Source organism: Pseudomonas aylmerensis, from assembly GCF_001702265.1.
In the GTDB taxonomy this organism is placed as follows: domain Bacteria; phylum Pseudomonadota; class Gammaproteobacteria; order Pseudomonadales; family Pseudomonadaceae; genus Aquipseudomonas; species Aquipseudomonas aylmerensis.
This window is the reverse complement of record NZ_MAUE01000048.1, coordinates 150,998-171,058: the sequence shown is the minus strand read 5'-3', so window position 1 is coordinate 171,058 and position 20,061 is coordinate 150,998. Positions and strand designations below refer to the sequence as shown.

14 protein-coding genes and 1 pseudogene are annotated in these 20,061 nt (G+C 57.1%); 8 read left to right on the top strand and 7 right to left on the bottom strand.

The window, feature by feature from the left end; translation table 11 throughout:
- Positions 1-173: 173 nt before the first annotated feature.
- Together BBG20_RS32995 and BBG20_RS31000 are read right to left on the bottom strand one after the other, a co-directional pair.
- Positions 174-338: a hypothetical protein gene (locus tag BBG20_RS32995; RefSeq protein WP_158267389.1), complete on the bottom strand. Its 165-nt coding sequence runs from the start codon at positions 336-338 to the stop codon at positions 174-176.
- Positions 339-364: 26 nt separating this feature from the next.
- Positions 365-1,021, bottom strand: a complete 657-nt coding sequence (locus BBG20_RS31000) for a hypothetical protein (protein ID WP_065910233.1) — start codon at positions 1,019-1,021, stop codon at positions 365-367.
- Positions 1,022-1,941: 920 nt separating this feature from the next.
- Between BBG20_RS31000 and BBG20_RS30995 the strand changes: the two genes are divergently transcribed.
- From BBG20_RS30995 to BBG20_RS30970, 5 genes are all read left to right on the top strand, one after another.
- The gene (locus tag BBG20_RS30995) at positions 1,942-2,829 is read left to right on the top strand and encodes a hypothetical protein (RefSeq protein ID WP_065910231.1); all 888 of its coding nucleotides are present in this window, start codon (positions 1,942-1,944) and stop codon (positions 2,827-2,829) included.
- 184 nt (positions 2,830-3,013) lie between these two features.
- Positions 3,014-5,380: an EcoAI/FtnUII family type I restriction enzme subunit R gene (hsdR, locus tag BBG20_RS30990; protein WP_065910229.1), complete on the top strand. Its 2,367-nt coding sequence runs from the start codon at positions 3,014-3,016 to the stop codon at positions 5,378-5,380.
- A gap of 88 nt (positions 5,381-5,468) precedes the next feature.
- Positions 5,469-6,938, top strand: coding sequence for a type I restriction-modification system subunit M (locus BBG20_RS30985; protein ID WP_065910228.1), 1,470 nt, complete (start codon positions 5,469-5,471; stop codon positions 6,936-6,938).
- Positions 6,935-9,154: a restriction endonuclease subunit S gene (locus BBG20_RS32210; protein WP_083221514.1), complete on the top strand. Its 2,220-nt coding sequence runs from the start codon at positions 6,935-6,937 to the stop codon at positions 9,152-9,154. Before BBG20_RS30985 ends, BBG20_RS32210 begins: the two co-directional genes overlap by 4 nt.
- A 530-nt stretch (positions 9,155-9,684) precedes the next feature.
- The gene (locus BBG20_RS30970; protein ID WP_065910226.1) at positions 9,685-9,951 is read left to right on the top strand and encodes a DUF6124 family protein; all 267 of its coding nucleotides are present in this window, start codon (positions 9,685-9,687) and stop codon (positions 9,949-9,951) included.
- 42 nt (positions 9,952-9,993) lie between these two features.
- On the opposite strand, the gene BBG20_RS30965 is transcribed toward BBG20_RS30970, so the two are convergent.
- The 3 genes from BBG20_RS30965 to BBG20_RS30955 form a co-directional block, all read right to left on the bottom strand.
- Positions 9,994-12,402 (bottom strand): TonB-dependent siderophore receptor, encoded by a 2,409-nt coding sequence (locus BBG20_RS30965; protein ID WP_065910224.1) that lies wholly within the window; start codon positions 12,400-12,402, stop codon positions 9,994-9,996.
- Between the two features lie 109 nt (positions 12,403-12,511).
- Complete coding sequence (locus BBG20_RS30960) at positions 12,512-13,480, bottom strand: DUF4880 domain-containing protein (protein ID WP_065910222.1); 969 nt, start codon at positions 13,478-13,480, stop codon at positions 12,512-12,514.
- On the bottom strand, positions 13,477-13,986 hold the full coding sequence (locus BBG20_RS30955) for a sigma-70 family RNA polymerase sigma factor (protein WP_065910220.1): 510 nt from the start codon (positions 13,984-13,986) through the stop codon (positions 13,477-13,479). Before BBG20_RS30955 ends, BBG20_RS30960 begins: the two co-directional genes overlap by 4 nt.
- Before the next feature lie 165 nt (positions 13,987-14,151).
- On the opposite strand from BBG20_RS30955, the pseudogene BBG20_RS30950 reads away from it, so the two are divergent.
- A pseudogene (locus tag BBG20_RS30950) lies at positions 14,152-15,182 on the top strand (hypothetical protein).
- Positions 15,183-15,307: 125 nt separating this feature from the next.
- On the top strand, positions 15,308-16,747 hold the full coding sequence (locus BBG20_RS30945; protein ID WP_065910218.1) for an ArnT family glycosyltransferase: 1,440 nt from the start codon (positions 15,308-15,310) through the stop codon (positions 16,745-16,747).
- A 15-nt stretch (positions 16,748-16,762) separates the two neighbouring features.
- Here BBG20_RS30945 and BBG20_RS30940 read toward each other — a convergent pair whose 3' ends face one another.
- Positions 16,763-17,251: a TIGR00645 family protein gene (locus tag BBG20_RS30940; RefSeq protein WP_010206662.1), complete on the bottom strand. Its 489-nt coding sequence runs from the start codon at positions 17,249-17,251 to the stop codon at positions 16,763-16,765.
- A 163-nt stretch (positions 17,252-17,414) separates the two neighbouring features.
- Between BBG20_RS30940 and BBG20_RS30935 the strand changes: the two genes are divergently transcribed.
- Positions 17,415-19,238 carry a hypothetical protein gene (locus BBG20_RS30935; protein WP_083221513.1) on the top strand — a complete coding sequence of 608 codons (1,824 nt, stop codon included), beginning with the start codon at positions 17,415-17,417 and terminating at the stop codon, positions 19,236-19,238.
- 5 nt (positions 19,239-19,243) lie between these two features.
- Here BBG20_RS30935 and BBG20_RS30930 read toward each other — a convergent pair whose 3' ends face one another.
- A complete protein-coding gene (locus BBG20_RS30930) occupies positions 19,244-19,561 on the bottom strand; it encodes a PA4575 family protein (RefSeq protein ID WP_065910216.1) in 318 nt (105 codons plus the stop codon).
- Between the last annotated feature and the right edge of the window lie 500 nt (positions 19,562-20,061).

The window sequence follows — 20,061 nt, the reverse complement described above, 5'->3', positions numbered from 1 at the left end:
CCTCCAGGCACGCTTGCCCACCTTCATCTATCTGAGCGTGGATATTCTCTTGCGGATGAACCGGCTCGGTTATACCAGCTTAATAGACAACCTTGCCGTGTGGGCCCGGGCCAGCGTTGGATAAAACCCACAAAAAAACCCGCCAATAGGCGGGTTTTTTGACATCAGCTAATTCACGCAGTAAGGATCGGCTCAACCAAACCTTTCGCTGCACAAATTTCATGGATGTCTTGGGTGGCCTTCTTATAACTGGCCACAGCCTCGCGAGTAAGCTCGGCGTTCTGCTTACGCTGCTCCACTGAAGCAGGTTTGAGATACCTTAACGATTTACCAGTCATATCGCCGTCTCCACTCCGTTGTAGGTTTAGACAGGAATCAGGCAGTCCTGGTTCCCGTAGTAGCAATCTCTGAGCCGCATCACCCAATGTCTGTAGGTCAGGCCATCGGGCTCATGAACCATACTTTCAGCGGGCTCATCCCTCAGCTGGCCGTCGGGACCAACTCTAAGGAAGGCTAAATACATAATTTCAAACAAGTCATCAAAAATTTTCATCTGCTTCGCCAAGGGCCCTTTTAGCGGATGATCATCTTTTACTTCGTCCGCAAAACACAAATAGTCACCTTGTGTCTTGCGTGGACGGTGATACATGACGACGCCAGGTTTTTTCGGCATCAGCGACTGCACATTCGTCGTGGCTCTCAGCAGAAAATGAAGCCATACGGTTGCTGCTGCGCTCATTATGTATCGACTATAGGTTATTTCGACCGTTGCCTTCGTTTCATTAAGAGCATCGATCAAAGCGACCATTTTGTCCACTCGCCCACCTGCGTTATGTCGTAGGTGAAGCTCAATCGCAGTCCCTTCAGGAGCGTCCTTCAAGAAAGCAACGACGGGATCGACCGTTTCAGCTGAAATCTCATTTGGAAGCTCAAGTCTGAGACGGGGTTGAATGGCCTCTTCAGCTTCTTCAGCCTCAACAACCTCATCAACCTCACCGGTTGGATTAACGTCCGCTTCCAATGCTCAGTACCGTCATGTTCTCTGGGGGCCGAACTCTACAGATAGCATTAAGCTATCTCAATAGCACTTCATCGACTTTTTGAACATTACCAGTCTATTTTTGGCCATCAGTGCTATCAGCTGGATTTTGACCCTTCCTCCAGCTTCGGAGTTCAGATGCCACTCTCAAGTGAGACTGCGCCCAGAGCCGATCAGGTGTCTAGCCCAGTCTCATGTTTTTTATTACGAAAATAAACTCCGCCGCTTACACTTTGGACTGTTCTCCCCGGACCGCCCTCAAAAATCGTAGGGCTACTTGCTCAGCGAGATCCTCACCCTCACGCTCATCGGGCAACCTTTTTTCGGTGCATGCTATTTTTTCAATTACGGATCACGAACGTAGGTCAGCGCGTCAATACCGGAGCTGATAGGCTTAGCTAATGCTGCAGTACTAATAGTTGACATTTCACTTGACAACTGATTAGATTCTTAAAAGATGGTCTTTTAATGCGTTAAATGCTCACTAGGTACCAACAGGAGGGCTGGCGTAGCCAGCCCTCCTGTTGGTACCTAGTGAGCGAAAAACAACCTGTTTTTTCACGCAGGATGGTCGCAAGGCAGTGCATTTCGTCGGTTAAAGCCTTGCAATCACAGCCCTTCACCTGTAAATGCGCAGACTGAATGTGCTAACCTCAAATTCAAGTCTATATCTCCACCCTTATGGGTAATTTCGCCATGATCAGCGGCCCCCAGCATTCAAAAGACCTTAGCTTTGCGGAAATGATGAGCCTTAAAAGCAGCTCACGTAACCGCCAGGTTGATGCTGTCTATGCATCTGACCCTCAGATGCTTGAAATGGCTGCTGCCCGTGCCAAAGCCGTCCTTCGTGGTAATTCTGGCCCAATCGCCCGCCCACAACGATTTTCTGCGCTTAGCAACTGATGCCCGAAGCGGTAAACGAAGACGCTCCGTTCGCCCTACTTGAACGTTCAGAGCTCTTTGCTTTCCTGCTTGATCTAATTCAGCGCGTCTACCGCCCCTCAATTCAATCAGCTGTCACCGATTACGGCCTTGTGATCGTTGGCGGGCAATCGCTTACGCTTTGGGCCCGGCAATACCTCATCGACGAAATGACAGGCGAGGATGTCGGATTCGTCACTAGCGATGACTTGGACTTTATCGGTAAGCCCAGCTCTATTGATTATTGCGCCCAGATGATGGGCGTCCCTTTTCGCAAGGCGAAGATGGACGACAACACGATAAATATTGCCGCCGCGTACATTGACTGGATTGACGGTAAAGAGGTCATCGTCGATATACTGGAAATGGACAGCGTCGGGGGCGCGCCCAAAAAAGAGATTTTCAAGTATTTATCCGTCCTGGATATCGAAGGTGTGCAGGTCGCCGTCATCGACCCCATCACGTGTCTAAAGTCCCGTTTGTTCAACCTATTCGCTTACTGGCAGGATCGAAAGCACCGGGAGTCAGTGCGAGTGAAGATCGCACTACGCGCGTCGAACCAGTACCTGCGCGACTTGCTGGCTCATGATGGGTATCGAGTCATATCAGAGCATATCCATCGAATTAAAGCCTTGGCCCTGACACCGCTCGGCAAGCGTGTTTATGTCGAATATGGAATCGACGTGCTGGACGCCATCCCCTACGATCCGGCGCTGTTTCCAGCGGCCTACATGGATCGGGAACGACCGAACATGCTCCGCCAAATTGGTGATGTACGCCGACGGAAGTTAATTCAGTACCAACGATTCGCTTGTGGTCCTATCCACCCTAGCCATCTTCAGCCCGCTGCAGAGAACGATCCCAGATAAAAGAATCTGGACGATGCAAAACACTCGCGCTGTCATGGCCTCGACTCATCTTGCCTACAGCTTCAACCACCAAAATCTGATCTTCCCCCGTGCCACTATCAAACAAGGTACATTTACACCCATCGAGCACGATCAGCAGTGCCGGAATGGAGCGACCAGGCCGGTTTGAAAGGGAATTGGGGTTATGGACAAAAAGTCGCTTTCCGAGCGGGACATCTGCAGCAAGTACATTGCCCCAGCCGTTCAGCAAGCTGGATGGGACATGCATAAGCAGGTGCGCGAGGAAGTCAGCTTTACCAAAGGCCGCATTATCGTCCGGGGAAAACTTCACAGCCGTGGCGAAGCACGCCGCGCAGACTTCATCCTCTACCACCAGGCCAACCTACCTATCGCTGTGATCGAGGCAAAGGACAACAAGCACTCCGTTGGCTCCGGCATGCAGCAAGCCCTGGGCTATGCAGAGGCGCTGGACGTACCGTTCGTGTTTTCCAGCAATGGCGATGGGTTCCTGTTTCACGACCGCAGTGGCACAGGCAGCCAGATAGAGACAGAACTCACCCTCGATCAATTCCCCAGCCCCACCGAACTCTGGATGCGCTACTGCCAGTGGAAGGGGCTGGATAATACCGCCCAGCACAAGATCGAAGCGCCCTATTACGACGACGGTTCCGGGCGCATGCCGCGCTATTACCAGATGAATGCCATCAACCGCACCGTCGAAGCTGTAGCGCGTGGCCAAGACCGTATCTTACTAGTGATGGCAACGGGCACCGGCAAGACCTACACCGCCTTCCAAATCATCTGGCGGCTGTGGAAATCAAAACAGAAGAAACGCATTCTGTTCCTGGCCGATCGCAACATCCTGGTCGACCAGACCAAGAACAACGACTTCAAGCCCTTCGGCCAGGCGATGACAAAAATCGCTAAACGGCAGATCGATACCTCCTACGAGATCTACCTGTCGCTCTATCAGGCCGTCACCGGCACTGATGAAGAGATGAACATCTACAAGCAGTTCTCCCGCGACTTCTTCGACCTGATCGTGATCGACGAGTGCCACCGTGGCAGTGCCGCCGAAGATTCCGCCTGGCGTGAAATCCTCGACTACTTCTCTAGCGCCACCCATGTCGGCCTCACTGCCACACCGAAGGAGACCAAAGAAGTATCCAGCATCACTTACTTCGGTGAGCCGATTTACAGCTACACCTTGAAGCAAGGCATCGAAGACGGCTTCCTCGCCCCCTATAAAGTGGTGCGCATCGACTTCGACAAAGACCTGCAAGGCTGGCGTCCGCCCAAGGGCATGCTCGACAAAAACGGCGAACTGATCGAAGACCGCATCTACAACCTCAAGGACATGGATCGCACCCTAGTCATTGAGGCGCGCACCCAACTGGTGGCGCAGAAAGTTACCGAACTCCTCAAGGCCACTGATCCATTTCAGAAAACCATCGTCTTCTGCGACGACATCAACCACGCCGAGCGCATGCGCCAGGCTCTGGTGAACCTCAACCCCGAGCGGGTGGCCGAGAATCGCAAATACGTCATGCGTATCACCGGCGATGACCAGGAAGGCAAGGCCGAACTGGATAACTTCATCAACCCGGAAGAGCGCTACCCGGTTATTGCTACCACCAGCAAACTGATGACCACCGGCGTCGATGCTCAGACGTGCAAGCTGATCGTACTCGACCAACACATCAAATCGATGACCGAATTCAAGCAAATTATCGGTCGTGGCACTCGGATCAACGAGGACTACGGCAAGTACTGGTTCACCATCATGGACTTCAAAAAGGCCACCGAGCTGTTTGCCGACCCGGCCTTCGACGGTGACCCGGTGGTGATCTACGCCCCAGAAGGCGATGACTCCCCCGTACCGCCGGATGACCCACTAGCCGATGAAGATGGCATCAGCGCAGGCAACGATAACGAGGGTGATGACCTGGATTTTACCGGCGAAGATGAGGGCAAAAAACGCATCAAGTACGTCATCGACAACGTCCCGATTCATGTCATCGCCGAGCGTGTGCAGTATTACGGTCCGGATGGCCGATTGATCACCGAATCGCTGCACGACTACACCCGCACCTGCGTGCAAAAGCAGTTCGCCTCGCTGGACGACTTCCTCCGGCGTTGGAGTGATGCCGAACAAAAGAAAGTCATCATCGAGGAGATGGCCGTCCAGGGTGTGATGTGGGAAGCCTTGGCCGAGGAAGTGGAGAAGACACAGGGTAAACCGCTCGATCCGTTCGACCTGATCTGCCACGTCGCCTTCGATCAGCCCGCCCTGTCACGCCGCGAGCGAGCCGAACAGGTGAAAAAGCGCAACTACTTCGCCAAGTATTCCGGTGCCGCCCGCCAGGTCCTGGAGGCATTGCTGGATAAATACGCCGATACCGGCATCGAGCATATCGAGGACATCAAAATCCTTCAGCTTGACCCTTTCAGCCAGTTCGGTGCGCCCATGGAATTGGTCAAAGCCTTCGGCGGCAAGGCTGGCTACAACCAGGCCATCCACGAGCTGGAAGACGAACTTTATGCCAGTTGACGGCTAACTACCGACGACCTGCCAAGGCAGCTGTCCACACTATCCTGTAGAATTTCGCCCCCCTTGCGGTATGCGTTGAGAGAACTTCATGTCCATTAGCTCCACCATCAAGTCCATTCAGGACATCATGCGTAAAGACGTTGGCGTAGACGGCGACGCCCAGCGTATCGGCCAGCTCGTGTGGCTGCTGTTCCTGAAGATTTTCGATGACCGCGAGCTGGAATGGGAGCTGATGGACGACAACTACCGCTCGCCCATTCCAGACAGTTGCCGCTGGCGTACCTGGGCCGCCGATCCGGAAGGCATGACCGGCGAGGCTCTCAAGGACTTTATCGACAACAACCTATTCCCCCAGTTGCAGAACCTGAATGAGTACAGCAACACGCCTTCGGCCTATGTGGTGCGCAGCGTATTTGAGGACGCTTACAACTACATGAAATCCGGCCAGCTGCTGCGCCAGGTGATCAACAAGATTCAGGAAGGCGTGGATTTCAACAAGGCCCAGGAACGCCACGAGTTCGGCAACCTCTATGAGCAACTGCTGCGAGACCTACAGAACGCGGGTAATGCTGGCGAGTTCTACACCCCGCGCCCAGTCACCGAGTTTATGGTGCGTATGGTCGATCCGAAGTTGGACGAAAAGGTCATGGACCCGGCCTGCGGCACGGGCGGATTTCTGACCTGTGCCATTGAGCATAAGCGCAGCCGCTATGTAGAAACCACCGAAGACGAGCGAACCCTACAGGCCAGCATCTTCGGCGTGGAGAAAAAGCCGTTGCCGCACCTGCTGGCCACCACCAATATGATTCTGCACGGCATCGAAGTGCCGAATCAGATTCGCCACGATAACACCCTGAGCAAACCGCTGATCAGTTGGGGGCCGAGCGAGCGCATGCACTGCATCGTCGCCAACCCACCGTTCGGCGGCATGGAAGAAGACGGCATCGAAACCAACTTCCCAGCGGCCTTCCGCACTCGTGAGACGGCAGACCTGTTTTTAGTGTTGATCATGCAGTTGCTGAAAGACGGTGGCCGCGCCGCCGTGGTGCTACCCGATGGCTTTCTGTTTGGCGAAGGCATCAAAAGCCGCATCAAGGACAAACTGCTGACCGAGTGCAACCTGCACACCATCGTTCGCCTGCCCAACGGCGTGTTCAACCCCTACACCAGCATCAAGACCAACCTGCTGTTCTTCACCAAGGGCACACCGACCAAACAGGTGTGGTTCTACGAGCACCAGTATCCGGCCGGTGTGAAGAATTACTCCAAGACCCGCCCCATGCGCATCGAAGAGTTCTCAGTGGAAGAAGCCTGGTGGGGCAGCGAGGTCAATGGCTTTGCCGCACGGGTGGAGAACGAATTTGCCTGGCAGGTCAGCGTCGAAGAGCTGCAAGCGCGAAACTGGAACCTGGACTGCAAAAACCCGCATATCGGCGAACAAATCAGCCACGATCCGGACGAACTACTGAGCAACTACACCACGCTGCAAGGCGAGATCAGCGATCTGCGCGACCAACTTAAGGCCGTGCTGGCTGAAGCCCTGGAGCGCGAGGTATGACGACGTTACTTACAGATAACCTGCCACTGCTGGCTGGCGCGCCGAGCGGTATCAAAAAGCTGCGTGAACTGATTCTGGAACTGGCGGTGCGCGGCAAGTTGGTGCCGCAAGATCCAAGTGATGAACCGGCCAGTGAGTTACTCAGGCGCATTGCCGAAGAAAAGGCGCGGTTGGTGGCTGAGGGCAAGATCAAGAAGCAGAAGGCGCTTTCTGAAAGAGATGCCGAAGACCCAGCATTTGAGCTGCCAGCGGGCTGGGCGTGGGCTCGACTTGCTGATGTTGTGAATGTCCTTAATGGTAGGGCCTACAAGAAAGAAGAGCTGCTAGAAGCAGGCACGCCCGTCCTGCGAGTTGGGAACCTCTTTACATCCAATCATTGGTATTACTCGACTCTCACCCTTGCAGAGGATAAGTACTGCAATCCGGGAGACTTACTGTTTGCTTGGTCTGCATCTTTCGGACCATTCATTTGGCATGGTGAGCGCTCAATCTACCACTACCACATCTGGAAGCTCGATTTTTACGCCAAAGGTCAGCTCAGCAAGCATTACCTCTACAACTGGTTGCTGGAGAAAACGCAAGAGATCAAGGCTGCTGGCCATGGCGTATCAATGGTTCACATGACCAAAGAGAAAATGGAAAAGCTGGTAGTGCCCGTGCCACCGCTCGCCGAACAAGATCGTATCGTCGCCAAAGTCGATGAGCTGATGGCCCTGTGCGACCGCCTGGAAGACCAGCAGACCGACGCCGAAATCGCCCACGCCCAACTGGTGCAAGCGCTTCTCGACAGCCTGACCCAAGCCAGCGACGCTAACGACTTCACCATCAACTGGCAACGCCTGGCCGAACACTTCCACACCATGTTCACCACCGAACCCAGCATCGACGCCCTCAAACAATCCCTGTTGCAATTAGCAGTGACGGGCAAACTGGTACCGCAAGATGTGAGCGTCTGTCTCCAGGACGGGCTGCCTGCTGGCTGGGACGAGATCAGAATTGAAGAGTTCTGCACTGTCCAAGGAGGGATTCAGAAAACCCCTTTGCGAAGGCCGATCTCTCAGCACTTTCCATATCTACGTGTCGCGAATGTTCAGCGTGGTCGGATTGATGTCAAGGAGCTTGAGCGATATGAGCTGTCGCTGGCGGAACTCGCAAAGTGGCGATTAAACGCGGGTGATCTCTTAATCGTTGAGGGAAACGGAAGTGAGAACGAAATAGGAAGATGTGCAATTTGGCGGGGAGAAGTCGAAGATTGCGTCTACCAAAATCACCTGATGCGTGTTCGCCCAGAAATATGTGAGCAAGTGGAATATCTGGCCCTTTACCTCAACTCTCCAGTTGGCATCGCTCACATGAAGCGCTTGGCTATTACAACAAGCGGTCTTTTCAACTTGAGTGTCGGTAAAATTCGTAGCATTCCTGTAGCGCTACCGCCAGTATCAGAACAACGCCGCATCGTTGCCAAAGTCGATCAACTGATGGAACTCTGTGATCAGCTCAAAACCTACCTAACCCAGGGCCGACTACTGAACGAACAGTTGGCCAATACCCTGATCCAACACGCCCTTGCCGAAGATGACCAGCGGGTTCTACGCACCATGGATAGGCAAGCAGCCCGTACTCTGCTCGCCGCAGAAATCACTCATCGACTGCATAACCAGCGCACCTTCGGTCAACGCAAACTGCAAAAAGTGATTTACTTGGCCGAGCACGCGGCTAGGCTCGCCGAAATCCGAGGTGACTACCTGCGCGATGCTGCAGGCCCCCACGATCGCCAGTTGATGAATAAGGTCGAAGGCGAGATGCAAGACCATCAATGGTATGAGCGCATCGAGCGCGAGACCGTTGGCCATGCTTACCGCCCGCTTTCCCATGCAGGACACCATCGGCAGGCGTATTGCAGCGCCTGGCCAGTCGCTGAACGCGCCACCATTGAGCAGGTCATCGAACTAATGCGGGACTGGGATACAGATCGTTGCGAAATGACTGTGACGCTTTATGCCGCCTGGAACGACTTTATCCTTGAAAGCCGCCCAGTTTCCGATGAAGCCATCGTGGACGAAGTCATGCATAGCTGGAACGACACCAAGCTGCGCTTTGGCAAAACCGAATGGTTAGCGGTGCTCGCGGAGATGAAGAAGCACAAAATCCTAATGCCCAACGGCTTTGGCAAACGCACCACAGGAGGCATGCTCAGCTTGCCCGGTTTCGAGTAAATGGATGATCCTTTTGGCCGTCCTTGCAAGATACGGAAACGAAGCATAATGCTCATTCCAGCTTCTCTCGGTATTCCAATCGGTATTCCAAAGAAATTTGAAACCTCACTTTAAGCAACTAAATCAAATACCTAAAAATACAATTCAGATTACCCCGGCCCACCAATTCGAAGCATCGACAGAACCCGCCTAGTGCGGGTTTTGTTGTTTCTGGGGTTTGAAAAGCCCGACAGGATGAACCTTCAGAATTTTCCTTCAAGCTATCGCGCCCTTGATGAACTGGCGCAACCCGCGCCACACAGCTAACTTCCTCCCGTCGCTGCTCATCAGCGACCGGCTTTGACAGGCCGAAAAGTGCAACCTTTCACACCCCTTGATAAGACGGCATGCTTGACGCGTTCCGCCTCGCTCATGGCGGCTGTGCGTGGGGCATCTTCGGGTGCGCCGGGTTCCTACACTTCCGGTCTGTCAACCCGCGTACAGCTGCCATCCATTCCTGTTGACAGCAGGGGGCGGTAGCTCCTTAAACAGTGGGGGAGCTTCATTATGAAAAAGATCCCCCCAATCCACCCTCGACAACCCTCTTCACCCTCGCCCCAGATCTCTCCCCCGAAACCCTGCTGATCCAAGCCAGCGAAACCCTCGCCTCACTCAACGCCATGACCACCGACCTCGCCTTCGAACTCGAAGGTGCCAGCCGCCACAAGATGCTGGCCAGCCAGCAATTGATCGTGCTGAGCGAACTGTTGGTAGAGCGCGTGCTGGTGCTCACCCAAGATACCCAAACACTCCAATAACAAAAAAGGCCGAGGAAACTCGGCCTTTTGCTCTCATCTACCTCAGAAATCCCAACGAGTCGTAACCATCACGTTGCGCGGGTCACCGTAATACGCCGAGTCATAGAACCCGATATTGGTGAAGTACTTCTTGTCGAACACGTTGTTGACGTTAAGCGTGGCCGACAGGTTCTGGGTCAGTTGATAGCGCGCCATCACGTCCACCAGCCAGTATGGGTCTTGGGTAAATTTTTCCGAACGGCCGCCACCGGGATAGCCCCAGTTGCGCACGGTTTGCCAGCCCGCACTCTGCCAGCGCGTGCCACCACCGAGGGTGAGTTTGTCCAGGCTGCCTTGGAGTTTGTAGCTGGTGTAGAGGGTGACCTGATCCTCGGGCTCCCAGGTCGCCACTTTCTTGCCATCGGCATCGCGAGCGATCTTGTGGGTGTACCCGGCCTGCAACTGCCAGCCTGGCGCGAGTTCGCCGGAGATCTCGGCTTCGTAGCCTTTGGTTTTGCTCTCGGTGCCCATGTACGCGTAGTCGACGGCCGGCTGCGAGTTCCAGGCGGTATCGGCGATTGGGCGATTGGTTTCGTGCACCTCGAAGTAGGCGAGGCTGGCATTCAGGCGGCCATCGAAGAATTCGCCCTTGAGGCCTATCTCGTAGTTTTTGCCCTCGTCGGGTTGAAGCATGGTGTTGGTTCGATCGCGGTACTGGGTCTGCGGCTTGAAGATTTCCGTGTAGCTGGCGTAGGCGGTGAAGTTTTCGTTGAGGTCGTACGTCAGGCCGGCGTACGGCACCACCTTGCCGCTTTCTTCGGTGTCGCTGGTGCCAGTGACCTGATAGTTGGCAACCCGCGTGCCGAGCAACAGGTGCAGCGCATCGGTCAGGCTGAAGCGCCCGGTGACATAGGTGCCGGTCTGGCGGGTGATTTCATCACTGAAGCGGGATGCCTTACCCCACGCAGGCTCGATAGCCTCGCCGTGCCAGTTGTAGAAATCATAGGAGTTGTCGAAGTAGACGGGGTTACGGTAGTCCTTGCCCTTCCACCGTGAGCTGGAAACGGACTGCCCGATCACCAGTTCATGCTCACGCCCGAACAGCTCAAATGGTCCCGAGGCGTACACATCCAGGCTGTCGCTGGTGGTGTCGCCGGTGTATTTGGCCGCATAGATCGAACTGGCTGTCGCGGAATCCTGGGAGATGTAGCCCAATGGCGCGTCATAGCCGTTGACCTGATGGTTGTACTGGCCTTTGGTGACCCAGCCGTTGTCGAAGCTGTGTTCCAGGGTGGCGAAGACAGTGTGGCTGTATTGTTGCCATGAGCCCCATTTCGGCCCGTTGTTGAACGAGCGCGGCAAGTCGAGTTTGTTGCCGGTGGCGTCGAAGATGGTACGGGTGCCAGTCCAGCTGGAACCTTTGGGGTCGCTGTCCTGGTAGTCGGCGCCCAGGGTCAGCAGGGTGTCCGGGGTCAGGTCGACTTCGAGAATGCCGTAGAGCACGCTGGTCTTGCGCGAGTAATGATCAAGGAACGACTTTTTGTCCTGATAGGCGGCCACTGCGCGACCGCGCACGTTCCCGGTTTCAGTCAGGGGACCGCTGACGTCGACCTGCGAACGGTAGTTATCCCAGGAGCCCGCGCCCAGTTCGATGCTGCTCTTGAACTCGGAGGTCGGCTTCTTGCGGATCAGGTTGATAGTACCGCCAGGGCCACCGGCACCGGTCAGCAGGCCTGTAGCGCCCTTCAGCACTTCGACACGGTCGTAGATCGCCATGTCCGTCATGGTCTGGCCCGCCGAGTATTGAGCATCACGCAGGGTCGGTATGCCGTCGTACTGGAAGTTCTCGATGGAGAAACCGCGCGAGTAATAGTTGGTGCGCTCGGTGTCGTAGGTCGACACGGTGATGCCCGGCGTGTGGCGCATCACATCGTCGATGGATTTGAGACCGAAGTCATCCATGACCTGGCGGGTGACCACCGAGATCGATTGCGGAGTTTCCCGCGGCGTCAGCACCAGGCGCGTGGCCGTGGCAATGGTGCCCGGGGTATACGAGCCCGTGCCTTCGGTGACCGTGCCGAGTTGGTTGGCGCTGACTTGGGTGGTCTGCAACTCCACCTTTCCGTCTTGGGACAACGGCCTGGCCACCACGCGATAGCCGCCCTGCTCGCGCTCCGCCTGCAAGCCCGCCGGGCTCAACAGGCGCTCCAGGCCTTCGTCCACCGAGAAATTGCCTTTCAGGCCTTTGCTCTGAATGCCGGCTGCCAGCGCCGAATCAATGCCGATCATCACGCCCGCTTGCTGCCCAAAGGCCCCCAATACACGGTCCAGGCTACCGGGCGAAATGTCATACGCCCGAGGTTGGGATTGTTGCTGGGTAGGCGCCGCAGTGGCGGCCATGATGCTGTGGCTTGCGGTTGCCACCGATAAACCGAGGATAACGGTGCGCAAAGCGCTGACGCGGCTGAGCATAAAGACTGTCCTGTCGTGAAAGGGTTGGATGGACGCTTTTTTCTGCGTCTTACCTGTCTTGATGCACGAGACGGAAAAACCTGCCACGCGATGTAAAAATAATTTCAGGTCAGGCCGGCACGACAGTGGCCAGGTAGCCAAACACCCGCTGCACGCGGACGGGCAACACTTTGGCCAGCAGGTCCAGGCTGGCCTCAGGCTGGTCCAGCGAAAACGAACCTGACACCTGCAAACCCGCCACGGCGGGGTCACAGCGCAGTACGCCGCGTCGGTAGCGGTCGAGTTGCTCAAGCACTTCGACCAGCGGCATGCGCTCGGCGATCAACAGGCCTTGGGTCCAGGCGTCTGCGCTGAATGACACGGTGGCGAGCGGCCCGCCCTGCAAACGGTCGAAACTCAATTGGCGGCCCGTGCCGAGCAGGAGGCTGGCGCCGTGCGAAGGTTCGATGGAGGCGCTACCCGACAGCATCTGCACCTGTGTGCCCTGCTGGCGAGGCAGGTCGTGGCTGATGATCATCCGCGACAGCGCCTCCGGTCGTACCCAGCCATTGGCCGTCTGGACCGCAGTGCCAGCGCTTATGCCAGTAATCAACAGCAACCTGCCGAGGTTAAGCGTCAGGTGGGCACCACGGATGTCCACCGCGGTGCGGGTATCCAATTGCAACTCGCCGTTATCGGCCAAACGCAGATGCCGTCGCTCCCCGGTAGCGGTGTGGTAATCGCTGAACAGCTCCGGCAACAGCACCCGCTCGCGTACGCTCAAGCCAAGCGCGGTAGCCACGCTCAAACCAGCGAAACCCTTGAGGACCGTGCGCCGCGACGGAACACTGCGCGCCTGCAGCAATTGCCTGGCACTGGACGCGGACAGCGCGTGGGTGTTGACGCGCATGTCGCGGCTGAGTCCGGCCAAGCGCTGCCAGGCCAGTTCATGCTGCGGGTGCTCGTTGCGCCATTGTTGGCAGGCGTGCTGCTCGGCGGCATTACAAGTGCCTGATTGCAGGGCGACCATCCAGTTCAACGCCTGATCCAGCACACGTTCGTCCAGGGGTTGATCGTTGGCGGGCTTGAAACGGTTCATCCCGCGTACACCGCCAGGTAGCAGTGGCGATAGGCCTTGAGCATGGCTTTTTGCACCACATTCACAGTGAGGTCCATGCGTTCGGCGATCTGTGGATAAGTCAGGCCGTCCAGCTGCGACAGCAGGAAAATCTCGCGCACCTTGCTGCCCAAGCCATCCAGCACCTGGCCTACCGAGTCCAATGCTTCAAGCACCAGCAAGCGGGTTTCCGGCGAAGGCATGTGTTCAGGTTCCAGGACTGTCAGTGACTGCTCATATGCACGCTCCAACGCCTGACGACGGAAATACTGCCCGCACAATCGACTGGCAACCGTCGTGAGGTAAGCACGCGGCTCACGGAAAACCGGCACGGTGCCGCTGCTCAAGATCCGCACGAAGGTATCCTGCGCCAGGTCCAGGGCCTGTTCCTGCCCACCCAACTTGCGCCGCAGCAACTGCACCACCCAGTTGTGATGTTGGGCGTAGAGTTCGCCCACGACCTGATGGGCAGAAGAAGATGAGGCCATCGGTGTGATATCCAGGGGACGGCTAAGGAAAGTCACACATGATAATACTTCTCATTAGAGACTGGTTAGGAGTTTCTTACTGAGCGTGGCACCTGCCCTCTTGGACTCCCCCGCACTTCCCATTACCCTGACCGCCTCTATCAGACAACCGGAAGTCCGATACCCGTGCTGAAGCCCCTCGCTGTTCTCACCCTCACCCTCGCCTGCGCCCCAGTGCTCGCAACCGCCGCCGACCTCGCTGGCGTCTGGACGGGCACTTTGGGCAAATCCGCGATCACCGTCTGTTTCAACGGTGCCCACGGCGCCAATGGCAGTTACTACTACCAACGTATTCTCACGCCCATTCAGCTGACTCAGGCCAATGCCAGTGAGCCGTGGGTGGAAGAAGGGCAAACCGGCTTCTGGCAGTTGGACGACCCGCAAGACGACTCGCTGACCGGCACCTGGAGCAAAGCCTTGGGTGGTAAAAGCCTGGCGTTGGTGTTGAAACGCGCAGACGCCGACGGGTGCGCGAGCGACACCTACAACCTTCCTCTTGAAGCCGCGCCGCCTGCGGTAAAGGTCGAGAAGAAGACCTTCGCCGAGCATGCCTATCAAGGAAGACCCAAGGTGGGCAGGTCATCCTGAAACTTGAAGGCGACGGGGAAGCGATCGATAAGATCAACCGCGATCTCGCGCGCATGGCCATTAATCCAGAGGGCCAGACCGACTTCTACCGGGAACGGCGCAACTCACTGGACCAGAGCGGCGGTACCACGACCAGCGAGATCACGGTGGAGCCGTCGTACTGGTCAGCACACTGGATCACCGTGCGTTTCTATCGCTGGTCGGCGGGCTACGGGCGCGGTGGAATCAGTTGGGGCCTGCACAGCTGGAACCTGCAAACCGGCGAAAAGGTCGACCCGTGGACGTGGCTGGGAGGCCGCGAGCAATGGGACACCCCCTACTCGGGCCAAGTCAAACTGCCCGCCCACTTCAGCGCGTGGCTGGCCAAACAGACCACCACCGACGAAGGGTGTCCGGCGGTGACCAGCTATTCCACGTTCGATTTGAGCTTCAACACCCAGGGCCTGCAACTCTCGACACCCGCCCAAGGCGACGGCTGTGACAACGAGCTGAGCTTTACCTGGGAGCAACTGGAGCCGGTGCTGTCGGCGCAAGGCAGGGCCGCAGTCCCCAGTTTGAAGGCCCCGTGAGGGTCTGGGTGCACTTTAAAAAAATCCGACACTCGTTCACGAAATATTCAGAAACGCCGACGGATACTAGCCAATTGCAATGACCGTTCCCCCGGACGGTCCTCCTGCCTTGGTAGCCAGAACCCATGACGCGTCCCGCTCCTCTGCTGTTGCTGCTTGCTGGTTTGTTGTTCTTCTTTGCCTTGGGCAACCATGAGTTGCAAGGCTCCACCGAAGCTCGTGTGGCCGGGATCGCCATGGCCATGCACCTGGACAACAACTGGGTGGTGCCGCAGTTGTTTCGCGAGCCCTTCCTGGAGAAACCGCCGCTGAGCCTGTGGATCGACGCCGGGGCGATTCGCCTGTTCGGCGGGACCACCTGGGCGGTGCGCCTGGCCTCGGCCTTTGCCGGGTTGTTCAGCGTGATGCTGCTCTACGGCATGCTGCGCACGTTCGGACGGCCGAAGACGCTGGCATTCAGTGCCGCCTTGATCCTCGCGACCATGGCCAGTTACTGGGGCAATGTGCGCGGCGTGGGTGAGGACTCGCTACTGACCCTGGGCGTCACCACCGCGCTGCTGGCGTTCTATGAGGCGATGCGGCCCGAGTCCGAGCGTCAAGGCGGCAACGCCTGGCCCTGGGCCCTGTTTACCGTGGGGATGGTCATCGCCACCTTGAGCAAGGGCGTGCTGGGCCTGGCGATGCCGGGTATCGTGATCTTCGTGTACCTGGCCAGCACCAGCCTGATGGACAAACGCCTGCGCATAGGCGACTGGCTCAAGCCGGCCTTCTTCACTTTGCTGGCGCTGATACCGTTGATGATCTGGCTGGGCTTCCTGTTCCAGCGCGGCGGCATGCAGGCGGTGGGAGAAGTGTTGTGGACCAACAGCGTCGGGCGCTTCAGCGGCTCGTTTGTCGAGGCGGGGCACTACGAGCCGATCTACTACTACATCGCGAAGCTGCCCGAGGCGTTCCTGCCCTGGAACATCCTGGTGTACCTGGGCCTGTGGCATTTCCGTAAAAGCCTGGTGCGCAACCGTTACCACCTGTTTTTCAGCGTGTGGCTGGTGGCGCAGTTCACCCTGCTGACCTTCGCGTCGAGCAAACGCACGGTGTACTTGATGGCGCTCACGCCAGCCGCCGCGGTATTGGCAGCAGAATATGCACGGGTGCTGCTGGAATGGCTCAAGACCCACAAACCGGGGTTGTATAAACACCACACCAGGCTGGTGGGCGGCGTGTTCACCCTGGCGATCGCCTGCTACCTGATAGCCGCCTTCTGGTTCGCGCCCAAAGCCGACGTGCGCCAGTCGTTCGTGCCGTTGATAAGTCAGATCCAGGCACTGCAAGCCGAAGGCAAGGAGGTGGTGTTGTTTCAGCCCAATGAGCGGATTGCCGGCGCCAGCGTGTTCTACACCCAGGCCTATCTGCCGATCCTGCAGACCGAAGCCGAGCTGCAGCGCTTTTTGACCGCCAGGCCCGGCAACGTTGCGCTGCTGGACCACACCAACGATTTAACCACCAAGGTCACGGTCATCAAGGAGATGGCGATCAACCGCCAGCCTTACTACTTCATCGAGCAGTAAGGCCGGCGCGGGGCATCAGTGCTTGGTGACCTTGTCCAGGTAACCCATGGCAAACGCCGAGACCACGAAGGTCATGTGAATGATCACGTACCACATCAGGTGTTGCGGATCGACGTTCTTGGCGTCCATGAAGATGCGCAGCAGGTGGATGGAGGAAATCGCCACGATGGACGCCGCGACTTTCATCTTCAGCGACGAAGAGTCCATGGTGCCCAGCCAGTTGAGCTTTTCCTTGTTGTCGTCGATGTCCAGCTGCGAGACGAAGTTCTCGTAGCCGGAAATCATCACCATCACCAGCAAGCCACCGACCAGGGCCATGTCGATCAGCGACAGCAGCACCAGGATCAGCTCGGACTCGGCCATCGAGAACACGCTCGGCAGCAAGTGAATCACTTCCTGGAAAAATTTCAGCGCCAGCGCCAGCAACCCGAGGGACAAGCCGAAATAGATCGGCGCCAGCAGCCAGCGCGAGGCGTACATAGCATTTTCGATAAAGCGTTCCATTGGATCTCACACAGCTTGGCTAAAAATGGCGGCGAGTATACCAGCCGCTACCAAACACCTGTAACCGCGAGAAAACTGACCTGTGCGGCATCTGTAAGAGAATTTTTCTGCTAGTGTCGAGCCCATCAACTCGGCTCCATGACGTCGGACAGGAAGAATTCAGATGATGGATGTGCGATCCCCTTTGGCCAGTCTCGGCCTGTGCGCGGCATTGCTGCTGGCCAGCGGCTGCTCCCCCAGCGATGAGCAGAAGCAGACCACCCTCGAAGAGAAAACCGCAAAATTCGAACACTCCCTCGACAGCATCCAGGACCCCAAACTGCGCGACGCCATCGCCGACCTCGGCGGCTCGCTGCTGTTGCTGGAACGGGCGCGGGTCAAACTCGCGACCAAGCCCATCGAAGCCGAATACGGCGAAGACAGCCTGGCCCTGCTCAAGCATTACCCCACGCCCCAGGCGCTGGTGGACACCTACATCAATGGCCTGTTCGTGCTGCGCAAGGCCTCGCACTCCGACTATCTGACGGATCTGCAGCCGGTCTTCCCGTTCAACTTCAACACCCCCGAGCAATTCCCCTTTCCCCATGGCCTGGAGTGGCAGTCGGTCACCTTGAGCAACAACAAGGTCGTGCCGTTTCAGCCCGAATGGTCGGAAACCGATCCGGGCATCCAGCTGAGCCCCAGCAGCTCCAACCTGACCAACCCGGATGACCTGACGGTGACCTACCCGTTCATCGATGGCATCGAGACAGAAAACAAAAGCCAGCCGCAGCCGGTCCGCCTCAAAGGTACGGTGGAAGCGGTCGCGCCGGGCAAAGTGCTGACGTTCGACCTGTCGAAAAAGGACGTGGGCCACAAGCGCACCGAAGGCAATATCACGGTCAACCTGGTGCTTCTGGAAAAAAACTACGCCGAGATCGAGCTGACCAACAGCCAACCGCTGGCGCCGGAAGTCGGCGACGAGTCGCCCAACCCCCTGCTGGTGCAGGCACGCGACAGCACCGGGCAATTCCTCACACGCTCCGGCTCAATCAACGAAAGCGCCGCGCAAGTCGAGTTCTACGAGAAGCAACTGGCCGAGATGCAAAAGCAGAAGGCCTGGTCGGATGCGTTTGAAAAACAGCTGACCGATGAGCAGAAAGCCTTCGAACACAAGCAGACCAGCCATTACGCCAAGGTGTATTTCAACGGCCTGATCGACAACCTGCAGATCAACGTGCTGGATTTCTCCACGGCCACGCTCACCCGCAAGGACCTCGACCTGCCGGTTCAGCGCTTCGACAAGAACAGCCTGGAAAAGACCGTCCAAGCCTTGCCCATGCCGGTCACCGTGTATGACGACGGTGCCGCCAGCTGGCTCAAGGACGCGACCATGACCGAGGATCAACTGAAAAACAGCGTCACCATCAGCCAGTCCGTCGAAGACGCCAGCGCCGCACATATCGTGTTCGACCATCCGTTCACGTTCAATGACGACCTGGTCGGCAGCGAGCGCAACAGCAGCGAATCACCGGTAACCTTCTTCACCGCTGACGACAAAGGTGAACGCGGCGAGCCGATCGAATTGCCCACCGAAGCGTTTGAACTGAACCCGGCGCGCGGCACCCTCACCTACGACCTCAACCTGTTCCCGGAAAACCCGGCGTACGTGGTGGGCTCGATTCCGCTGTTTTTGGCCACCATCCAAAAGGCTGAGATTGACGTCGCCAAACTGCCCAAGGGGCTGTCGCTCAAGGACAACGCGCTGATTGTCGACCAGAAGGAATTCCCCGCCGACAGCTGGCGCTTCTATGCCAAGGACGCGAGCGGCAACTACCTCAAGGAAATTCTCGGCGTGAGCCATCGCGCCGAGGAATACGGCACAGCGATGTTTGATGTGCATTACTTCTACGGCCAGCCCACTGCGCTGGAAAGCTACCAGCGCACCGACCTGAGCACCGTGCAGTACGGCTTTGAGGTCAAGTTGGACAAGCCCGAGAGCAAGTAACCCGGCTAGAGCGCCAGGCGCTCGTGCCCACCGTTGAGTTGCCGCAGATGGGCCTGCAGGTGCAGGCACCAGATCTGCGGGTCATCCGCCAGTTCATAGCCGTGCAGGGTCAGGCTTTCGACGATCGATTGCAGAATGGTTTCGGCGACGAAGGGCCCATGAAACGGGCCCTGGGACTTGATGGTGGAAGGCTGCTCGCCAGTCATTCCGGCAGCAAACAGCAGGGTCCACAGCCCGTTATCCCCCGCGAGAGGGCGAATGGAGCATTCGATACGGGTGACCAGGCCCAGGCATTGGCGGGTAAGGCAAAGGTTGCGCGGCATGGCGGCGACCCTCGGTAGATCGGTGTTCAACCTCAGCCGATGGCGAGGCTGTTTCTATCCAGCGACTCCTGTGGATATCCCTTGATCAGAGAATAGAATAAAACCAGTGCAAACCAAGGTTGTAGGGACCAACGGGCGTTGGGCCTCTATAGACGAGTCAAAAATGTGGCGATTTTATCGGTGTTCCAAGGCACCGTTGTTCCCATGAGGAAGCTAGTGTCGAGCTTTAGCGAGGCTGCGAAGGCGGCGGCATTGCTGGCATTTTCCGCGCCTGGCACACCGCTTTCGCAGCCTCGCTAAAGCTCGACAACTCCCACAGAGGATTGCGGTGTCGGCCTGATTTCAATCCCCTAGGTGAATCGCAATATCCGACGCGACGCAGCCCAAGTGTAGGAGCTGTCGAGCCTCGGCGAGGCTGCGAAGGCGGCGGCATTGCTGGCATTTTCTGCGCCTGGCACACCGCTTTCGCAGCCTCGCTAAAGCTCGACAGCTCCTACAGG